Origin of the sequence: Promicromonospora sp. NPDC057138 (genome assembly GCF_042670845.1) — a bacterium.
Taxonomy (GTDB): domain Bacteria; phylum Actinomycetota; class Actinomycetes; order Actinomycetales; family Cellulomonadaceae; genus Promicromonospora.
In genome coordinates this window covers 1-9152 of the sequence record NZ_JBHUUX010000116.1, presented here as the reverse complement: position 1 = coordinate 9152, position 9152 = coordinate 1, and the positions used below count along the sequence as shown (strand labels likewise).

Here is a 9152-nt window from a genome sequence, read left to right as displayed (position 1 = left end):
CAGACCGCCCTGGTGCTCGTCGTGGCGCGGCTGGTGCAGCGCACGCCCGTCACGCAGGCGCTCGGCGGGCTGCTCGGCATCGCCGTCGGCGTGCTGTGGGCGTGGAAGTCGGGGGAGGCCGAGAACTACTACGCGGGCGGCCTCCTGCTCAACGCCGGCTACCTCGTGGTGCTGCTCGCCACGATCCTCGTGCGCCGGCCCGCCGTCGGCTACGTCGTGGAGGCGCTGCGCGCCGGCCTGACGCCGGAGGCCGTGCGGGCCGAGGCGAACCGGGCCGCCGACGGCGGCGAGGCGAAGGCCGACGACGCGCCCTCGCCGTTCGCCGCACTGACCGCCTGGCGCGACGACCCGGCGAAGATGCGCACCTACGCCCTCGCCACCTGGCTCTGGGTGGGCCTCTTCGCCCTGCGCCTCGCGGTGAAGACGCCGCTGTACTTCGCGGGCGACATCGGCTGGCTCGGCACGTTCCACCTGCTGCTGGGCGTGCCGCTGTGGGCGCTTGTGCTGTACCTGACCTGGTACGTCGTGCGCCGGCCCCGGACCGCGACGGCGAGCTAGCCCTTCGGCACCAGCAGCTTCTGGAGGGCGTCCGTGTCGGCGTCCGCGCCGGCGACCAGCAGCAGCTCGTCGCCGGCCTCCAGGGTGTCGTCCTGGCTCGGCGCCAGGGGGCGGCCGTCGCGCACGATGGTCGCGAGCGTGACGTCGGCCGGCCACACGACCCGGCCCACGCGCGTGCCGGCGACGCGGGAGTCCGCGGGCAGCGTGAGCTCCAGGATGTCCGCGGCGGAGTGGCTGAAGCTGAAGATCTTCACGAGGTCGCCCACGGCGACGGCCTCCTCGACCATCGCGGTCATGATGCGCGGCGTCGAGACGGCGACGTCCACGCCCCAGGACTGGTCGAACATCCACTCGTTCTTCGGGTTGTTCACCCGCGCGACCGTGCGCGGCACCCCGAACTCCGTCTTGCCCAGCAGCGAGAACACGAGGTTGACCTTGTCGTCGCCGGTGGCGCCCACGACGACGTCGGCCTGCTCCATCTCGGTGGCCTCGAGCGCGGGCAGCTCGCACGCGTCGGCGAGCACCCACTCCGCCTCGGGGACCTGCGAGACCCGCATGGCGGAGGGGTTCTTGTCGATCAGGGTGACCTCGTGGTCGTGGCTCAGCAGCTCCCGGGCGATCGAGCGGCCCACCGAGCCGGCGCCGGCGATTACTACGCGCATCAGTCCTCCTCGGCGGGCGGGGCGGCGGTCAGGATCCGCTCGACGTCGGCGGAGGTGTCCGCCGACATGAGTACGTGCAGCACGTCGTTCTCCTGGAGCACGAGGTCCGGAGTGGGGAGCACCGCCGTCGTGTACCGCGTCACGAACGCGACGCGCCCGCCCGTGGCGGTCTCGACGTGGCGCACGGGCCGGCCCACCCAGCCTCGGTGGTAGTCGATCTGCGCGAGCCGGACCGTGCCCGACGGGTCGCGGTACTCGTCGGTGGAGCCCAGCGGCAGCATGCGGCGCAGCACCTGGTCCGCGGTCCAGCGCACGGTGGCGACGGTCGGGATGCCCAGGCGCTGGTAGATCTCGGCGCGGTGCGGGTCGTAGATGCGGGCTACCACGTTGTCCACGCCGTAGGTCTCGCGGACCACGCGGGCGGACAGGATGTTCGAGTTGTCGCCGTCGGACACCGCGGCGAACGCATACGCGTCCTCGATCCCCGCCTGGACGAGCGTGTCCCGGTCGAAGCCCACCCCGGTCACCTTCTTGCCCGAGAAGTCCGCCGGCAGGCGCCGGAACGCGTCCGGGTTCTGATCGATGACGGCCACGGAGTGCCCGCGGCTCTCGATCTCCTGGGCAAGGCTGGAGCCCACGCGGCCGCAGCCCATGATGACGAAGTGCACGGATGGAACGCTACCGCGTCGTGGGATGCCTTGTGTGCGCTGCGTGCCATCGGCGGGCATAGAGTCTTCCAACGTGTCGGACATCGTCGATGCGGCTAAACGACTCCTGGTCGGCCGCCCCATGCGCAGCGAGAGCCTGGGGCACACGCTGCTGCCCAAACGGATCGCACTTCCCGTGTTCGCCTCGGACGCCCTGTCGTCCGTGGCCTACGCGCCGGACGAGATCCTGCTGACCCTCTCGCTGGCGGGTATCGCCGCCCTGGCGTTCTCGCCATGGGTCGGTCTCGTGGTGGTCGTCGTGCTGCTCATCGTGGTCGCGTCCTACCGCCAGAACGTGCACGCCTACCCGTCCGGCGGCGGTGACTACGAGGTCGCCACCACCAACCTGGGCCGGTCAGCGGGCATCGGCGTCGCGTCGGCACTGCTCGTCGACTACGTGCTCACCGTGGCGGTGTCGATCTCGTCGGCGGCCCAGTACGCGTCGGCGGCCATCCCCGCGCTGCGCGGGCACGAGGCGATAGCGGCGGTGATCGCCGTGGCGCTGCTCACCCTGGTCAACCTGCGCGGCGTCAAGGAGTCGGGCACGGCGTTCGCCATCCCGACCTACTGCTACATGGCGATCGTCGGGGCACTGGTGGTCACCGGCGCGTTCCGCTTCTTCTCCGGCACCCTGCCGGAGGCACGGAGCGCGGAGTTCGAGCTCTCCGCCGAGGCCGCGTTCGACCAGGGCCTGGTCGGCATCGCGGGCGTGTTCCTGCTGGCCCGCGCGTTCGCGTCGGGCTGTGCCGCCCTGACCGGCGTCGAGGCCATCAGCAACGGCGTCCCCGCGTTCCGCAAGCCCAAGTCGCGCAATGCCGCCACGACGCTGCTGCTGCTCGGCACCATCTCCTCGACGATGATCATCTCGATCCTGCTGCTGGCGCAGGCCACGGGCATCCGCTTCGCGGAGGACCCGCACGCCCAGCTCTCGCTGAACGGCGAGCCCGTCTCCAGCGACTACGTCCAGATCCCGGTGATCGGACAGCTCGCCGAGGCCGTGTTCTCCGGCTTCCCGCCGGCCTTCTACGCGGTCTCCGCCGTCACGGGGCTCATCCTGGTGCTCGCCGCGAACACCGCGTTCAACGGGTTCCCGGTGCTGGGCTCGATCCTGGGCCGTGACGGCTACCTGCCGCGCCAGCTGCACACCCGCGGCGACCGCCTCGCCTTCTCGAACGGCATCGTCACGCTCGCCGTCGCGGCCATCGTCCTGATCATCGCGTTCGACGCCGAGACGACCCGCCTCATCCAGCTCTACATCGTGGGCGTGTTCGTGTCGTTCACGCTGTCCCAGCTCGGCATGATCCGGCACTGGACGCGCGAGCTGCGCACCGAGCCCAACCCCGCGGCGCGCAGCCGCATGCGGCGCTCGCGCGTGGTGAACGGCATCGGGTTCACCTTCACCGGCGTCGTCCTGATCATCGTGCTGGCCACCAAGTTCACCCACGGCGCCTGGATCACGCTGCTGGCAATGGGCGTGCTGTTCGTCCTCATGCAGGGGATCCGCAAGCACTATGACCGGGTGCGCGACGAGCTCGCGCTCGACGACGTCTCGTCCGCCCGCGCGCTACCCAGCCGCGTGCACGCGATCGTGCTGGTCTCCAAGGTGCACAAGCCGACCATGCGGGCGCTGGCCTACGCCCGGGCCGCGCGGCCCAACGTCCTGGAGGCGCTCACGGTCGGCGTGGACCGCGAGGACATCGAGGGGCTCGTCGCCGAGTGGGAGGCCCTCGACCTGCCCGTCCCGCTGCGCATCCTCGACTCGCCGTTCCGCGAGATCACGCGGCCGGTGCTCAAGTACGTGCGGTCGGTCCACCGGGACTCGCCGCGCGACCTGGTGGTCGTCTACATCCCGGAGTATGTGGTCGGTCACTGGTGGGAGCAGCTCCTGCACAACCAGTCGGCGCTCCGGCTGAAGGGCAGCCTCCTGTTCACGCCCGGCGTCGTGGTGGCCTCCGTGCCCTGGCAGCTCGCCTCGTCGCGGGGCCAGACCGGTCTCGAGGGCGACACCTTCATCGACGGCAGGCGGCTCTGACCGGTCGGGCACGCGGCCGGGCGGTCGGCCGGGCAGGGGATACTGGGCACATGCCCCGCAACCCCGACCGCCGCACCGCGCCCGCCGACCCCGATTCGGGCGGCCGCCCGCGCCGTCGCCCGCAGCGTTCCCCGCGGCAGGGCCGCGCCCGCCGCGTGAGCGACGTCCCCGCGCCCGAGGTGGGCACGGAGATCGAGCTGGAGGTCGGCCCCGTCGCGCACGGCGGCCACTGCGTGGCCCGCCTGGACGGTCGCGTCGTCTTCGTCCGCCACACCCTGCCGGGCGAGCGCGTCCGCGCCCGCGTCACCGAGGGCGGATCCAGCTTCTGGCGCGCCGACGCCGTCGAGGTGCTCCAGGCGTCGCCCGACCGCGTCGAGCCCGCCTGGCCCGCCGCCGGGCCCGGCGGCGCGGGTGGCGGCGAGCTCTCGCACGTCGCGCTGCCCGCGCAGCGGCACTGGAAGAAGACCGTGCTCGTCGAGCAGCTCGAGCGCCTGGCCCGGATCGACCCCGAGTGGCTGGCCCGGGAGGTCACCGTCGAGGCGGCGCCCGGCGACGACGAGCGCCGCGGCCTGCACTACCGCACCCGGATCGAGCTGGTGGCCGACGCCGAAGGGCACGCCGGCATGCGCGCCCACCGCGGGCACCGCGTCGTCGCGCTGAAGAAGATGCCGCTGGCCACCGCGGAGCTCATGGCGTTCGCCGTCGCCGAGGAGGTGTTCACCCGCGCCTGGGCGCCGGGCGCGCAGCTCAAGCTGGTGGCGCCGTCCGAGGGCGACCCCGTGCTGCTGGTCGACGGCGAGCCGTGGCGCCGCGGCCGGCCCGACACCCGGCCCAACGCCCGCCGGTCCGTGACCGAGGTCGTGACCGGCCCCTGGGGTACCCACCGCTACCGTGTCGCCGCCGACGGGTTCTGGCAGGTGCACCGCGAGGCGCCCGCGCTGCTCACGGGTGCCGTCCTGGACGCCGCCGGCGGAGGCGCGGGCGAGCTGGCCGGGGCAACCGTCCTGGACCTGTACTCCGGCGCGGGGCTGTTCACGCTGCCGCTCGCGGACGCCGTCGGGCCGCAGGGGCGGGTGATCGCCGTCGAGGGCGACGAGCAGGCCTCGAAGGACGCCCGCCGCAACGCGCACGCGTTCGGCCAGGTGACGCTGGAGACGGGGGTCGTCGAGAAGATCCTGGCGGGCGAGGCTGTCGACGGGACGACCGACGTCGTCGTGCTGGACCCGCCGCGGACGGGCGCCGGGCGAGCAGTGGTCGACGCGATCGCCGCCCGCGCCCCGCGCCGCATCGTCTACGTGGCATGCGACCCGGCGGCGCTCGCGCGGGACGTCGGCTACCTGGCTGCCCACGGCTACGCCCTGACGGGCGTGCGCGGGTTCGACCTGTTCCCGCACACCCATCACGTCGAGGCCGTGGCCGTGCTGGACCGGCGGGGCTGACGGGCGATCTGGACAAAACGCGTCCGTGAGGGCCCTAGGATGCGCCTCGTGAAGCGTTGGCTGATGAGCGGCGGGATCGTCGCCGGTGTGGTGGTGGCGTTCGCCGTCGCGATCGTGGTGGGCATGATCGCCGGGGCGGGCGGGATCGCCATCGGCGACGGTGCGGGGCGCGCGGAACAGCCGTCGGGGACGCCCGCGGCGACCGGGACGCCGACTCCCAGCCCGACGCCCACGCCCACACCGACGCCCCCGAAGGCTCCCGTGGCCTTGTTCGTCGGCGACTCGTACACGGTGGGCCAGGGCGCGTCGTCGCCGGCGAAGCGGTGGAGCACCCTCGTGGCTCGCGAGATGGGCTGGACCGAGCTGAACGTCGCCCAGGGCGGCACCGGCTACATCAGCCGGAGCGCCACGATCCCGAAGCTGTCCTACGGCGAGCAGCTGAGGGCCGCGCCCGCGGCCGGCGTCGACGTCGTGGTGATCGCGGGCGGCCAGAACGACTTCCCGGAGCTCGGGACGACCCCGGAGCAGGTGTTCAGCGCCGTCTCGCGAGCCTTCAAGACGGCGCACCAGCGCTTCCCGGACGCGGAGATCATCGCCGTCGGGCCGTCGACGCCGTGGGACATCGGGCTGGAGGCGCGGGCGCTGGACAGCGCGGTGCGGGCCGCCGCCGAGCAGCAGGAGGCGACCTACGTCTCGCTGCTCGACCCCGACGTGGTGCTGAACAAGTTCGTGGGCCCGGACGGCATCCACGTCACCGACCGCGGCTACGCGGCGATCGCGCACCGGGTGATATCGCAGATATCTTGACGTCAAGATATATGCGTTATGCTGGCCTGAGCAGCCCGGCTTAGGCTGGGTGAAGCCCCATGGAACCCATGCGAAGGCTCCTTTGCGCGATGACCGCGCCTGTGAGAGCCGACGCACCGTCAGCCCCGCAGAAGGAGCCACAGTGAGCACCGTGGACACGTTCGGATCGAAGGGAACGCTGGAGGTCTCCGGCAAGTCCTACGAGATCTTCCGGCTCAGCGCGGTCGAGGGGGTCGAGCGCCTCCCGTACTCCCTGAAGATCCTCGCCGAGAACCTCCTGCGCACCGAGGACGGCGCGAACATCACCGCCGACCACGTGCGCGCCCTCGCGTCCTGGGACCCCGACGCGCAGCCCGACACCGAGATCCAGTTCACGCCGGCGCGCGTGATCATGCAGGACTTCACCGGCGTGCCCTGCGTCGTCGACCTCGCCACCATGCGTGAGGCCGTCGCGGCGCTCGGCGGCGACGCCACCAAGGTCAACCCGCTGGCCCCCGCCGAGCTGGTCATCGACCACTCCGTGCAGATCGACGTCGCCGGCCGCGCCGACGCGTTCCAGCGCAACGTCGAGTTCGAGTACCAGCGCAACCACGAGCGCTACCAGTTCCTGCGCTGGGGCCAGACGGCGTTCGACGACTTCAAGGTCGTCCCGCCGGGCACCGGCATCGTGCACCAGGTCAACATCGAGTACCTGGCCCGCACCGTCATGACCCGGGAAGTGGAGTCGGGGGCCACCAAGGTACTCAGGGCCTACCCCGACACCTGCGTCGGCACCGACTCGCACACCACCATGGTCAACGGCCTGGGCGTGCTGGGCTGGGGCGTCGGCGGCATCGAGGCCGAGGCCGCGATGCTCGGCCAGCCGGTCTCGATGCTGATCCCGCGCGTCGTCGGCTTCAAGCTGAGCGGCTCCATCCCGGCGGCCGTGACGGCCACGGACGTCGTCCTCACGATCACGCAGATGCTGCGTGAGCACGGCGTGGTCGGGAAGTTCGTCGAGTTCTACGGCGAGGGCGTGGCCCAGGTGCCGCTCGCGAACCGCGCCACCATCGGCAACATGTCGCCGGAGTTCGGCTCCACCGCCGCGATCTTCCCGATCGACTCGGTCACGGTCGACTACCTGCGCCTGACCGGCCGCTCCCAGGACCAGCTCGCGCTGGTCGAGGCGTACGCCAAGGAGCAGGGCCTGTGGCACGACGCCGACACGCCGGAGCCCCTGTTCTCCGAGTACCTCGAGCTCGACCTGTCGACCGTGGTGCCGTCGATCGCCGGGCCGAAGCGCCCGCAGGACCGCATCGAGCTGTCGCACGCCAAGAGCGCGTTCACGCGCGACCTGCCCACCTACGCGCCCGAGGTCCGGGACCGCGTCGACGAGGCCGAGAAGGAGTCGTTCCCCGCGTCCGACTCGCCGGCCATCACGCCGAACGGCCGCAAGCACGTGCACGTCACGAACAGCGAGGGCAAGGAGTTCGAGCTGTTCCACGGCGCGGTCGCGATCGCCTCGATCACGTCCTGCACCAACACCTCGAACCCGTCGGTCATGATCGCCGCGGCGCTGCTCGCGAAGAACGCCGTCGAGAAGGGCCTCGTGTCCAAGCCGTGGGTCAAGACCTCCATGGCGCCGGGCTCGCAGGTCGTGACCAACTACTACGAGAAGGCCGGCCTCTGGCCGTACCTCGAGAAGCTGGGCTTCCACCTGGTGGGCTACGGCTGCGCCACCTGCATCGGCAACTCGGGCCCGCTCGACGAGAAGGTCTCCGAGGCCGTCAACGAGCACGACCTGTCCGTCGTCTCGGTGCTGTCGGGCAACCGCAACTTCGAGGGCCGCATCAACCCGGACGTCAAGATGAACTACCTGGCGTCCCCGCCGCTGGTCATCGCGTACGCCCTGGCCGGCACCATGGAGTTCGACTTCGAGCACGACCCGCTGGGCCGCGACGAGGACGGCAAGCCGGTGTTCCTGCGCGACCTCTGGCCGACGCCGGACGAGGTCGAGAAGACCATCGCGTCCTCGATCGACCGCAAGATGTTCGAGGCGGACTACGCCGACGTCTTCAAGGGCGACGAGCGCTGGGCCGCCCTGGCGACCCCCGAGGGCGACACGTTCTCGTGGGACCCCGAGTCGACCTACGTGCGCAAGCCCCCGTACTTCGAGGGCATGGGCATGACGCCGGAGCCCGTCACCGACTTCCGCGGAGCCCGCGTGCTCGCCAAGCTCGGCGACTCGGTCACCACCGACCACATCAGCCCCGCCGGCTCCATCAAGGCGGACAGCCCGGCGGGCAAGTACCTCGCCGAGCACGGCGTGGGCCGGCGCGACTTCAACTCCTACGGCTCGCGCCGCGGCAACCACGAGGTCATGATCCGCGGCACGTTCGCCAACATCCGCCTGCGCAACCAGCTCCTGGCCGACCAGAACGACGGCGCGGGCGTCGAAGGCGGCTTCACGTTCAACTTCGTGAAGGACGCGCAGGACACGATCTACGACGCCGCGCAGGACTATGCCGCGGCCGGCACCCCGCTCGTGGTGCTCGGCGGCAAGGAGTACGGCTCCGGCTCGTCGCGTGACTGGGCGGCCAAGGGCACCGCGCTCCTGGGCGTCAAGGCGGTCATCACCGAGAGCTTCGAGCGCATCCACCGCTCGAACCTGATCGGCATGGGCGTGCTGCCGCTGCAGTTCCCGGACGGCCAGGGCGCCGAGTCGCTTGGCCTGGACGGCACGGAGACCTTCGACGTCACGGGCGTCACCGCGCTGAACGACGGCGTGACCCCCGAGACGGTCAAGGTCACCGCGACCAAGGCCGACGGCTCGCAGGTCGAGTTCGACGCCGTCGTCCGGATCGACACCCCGGGCGAGGCGGACTACTACCGCAACGGCGGCATCCTCCAGTACGTGCTCCGCTCGCTGGTCGCCTGACGCCAGGTCTCGACAGGCTCGACCACCGGT

7 protein-coding genes are annotated in these 9152 nt (G+C 71.6%); 5 read left to right on the top strand and 2 right to left on the bottom strand.

Annotated elements, in window-relative coordinates; all coding sequences use genetic code 11:
* Positions 1–558 (top strand): DUF3159 domain-containing protein (locus ACFT2C_RS28585; RefSeq protein ID WP_377210494.1); only part of this gene is annotated, 558 nt, incomplete at its 5' end.
* Here ACFT2C_RS28585 and ACFT2C_RS28580 read toward each other — a convergent pair.
* Both ACFT2C_RS28580 and ACFT2C_RS28575 read right to left on the bottom strand, forming a co-directional pair.
* Positions 555–1220 carry a potassium channel family protein gene (locus ACFT2C_RS28580; RefSeq protein ID WP_377210493.1) on the bottom strand — a complete coding sequence of 222 codons (666 nt, stop codon included), beginning with the start codon at positions 1218–1220 and terminating at the stop codon, positions 555–557. The genes ACFT2C_RS28585 and ACFT2C_RS28580 overlap by 4 nt on opposite strands.
* Positions 1220–1873, bottom strand: coding sequence for a potassium channel family protein (locus tag ACFT2C_RS28575; RefSeq protein WP_377210495.1), 654 nt, complete (start codon positions 1871–1873; stop codon positions 1220–1222). The genes ACFT2C_RS28580 and ACFT2C_RS28575 overlap by 1 nt, the downstream gene beginning before the upstream one ends.
* 88 nt (positions 1874–1961) lie before the next feature.
* Here ACFT2C_RS28575 and ACFT2C_RS28570 point away from each other — a divergent pair, with 88 nt between their 5' ends.
* From ACFT2C_RS28570 to acnA, 4 genes are all read left to right on the top strand, one after another.
* Complete coding sequence (locus tag ACFT2C_RS28570; protein ID WP_377210492.1) at positions 1962–3959, top strand: APC family permease; 1998 nt, start codon at positions 1962–1964, stop codon at positions 3957–3959.
* 50 nt (positions 3960–4009) lie between these two features.
* On the top strand, positions 4010–5398 hold the full coding sequence (locus tag ACFT2C_RS28565; protein WP_377210491.1) for a class I SAM-dependent RNA methyltransferase: 1389 nt from the start codon (positions 4010–4012) through the stop codon (positions 5396–5398).
* Positions 5399–5446: 48 nt separating this feature from the next.
* On the top strand, positions 5447–6205 hold the full coding sequence (locus ACFT2C_RS28560; RefSeq protein WP_377210490.1) for an SGNH/GDSL hydrolase family protein: 759 nt from the start codon (positions 5447–5449) through the stop codon (positions 6203–6205).
* Positions 6206–6347: 142 nt separating this feature from the next.
* Positions 6348–9122 carry an aconitate hydratase AcnA gene (gene acnA, locus ACFT2C_RS28555; protein WP_377210489.1) on the top strand — a complete coding sequence of 925 codons (2775 nt, stop codon included), beginning with the start codon at positions 6348–6350 and terminating at the stop codon, positions 9120–9122.
* Positions 9123–9152: the final 30 nt, after the last annotated feature.

What these genes read in the sequence shown, in the direction of transcription:
- ACFT2C_RS28580 (WP_377210493.1), bottom strand. Translation starts at nt 1,220, where the DNA reads ATGCGCGTAGTAATCGCCGGCGCCGGCTCGGTGGGCCGCTCGATCGCC.
- ACFT2C_RS28575 (WP_377210495.1), bottom strand. Translation starts at nt 1,873, where the DNA reads ATGGGCTGCGGCCGCGTGGGCTCCAGCCTTGCCCAGGAGATCGAGAGC.
- ACFT2C_RS28565 (WP_377210491.1), top strand. Translation starts at nt 4,010, where the DNA reads ATGCCCCGCAACCCCGACCGCCGCACCGCGCCCGCCGACCCCGATTCG.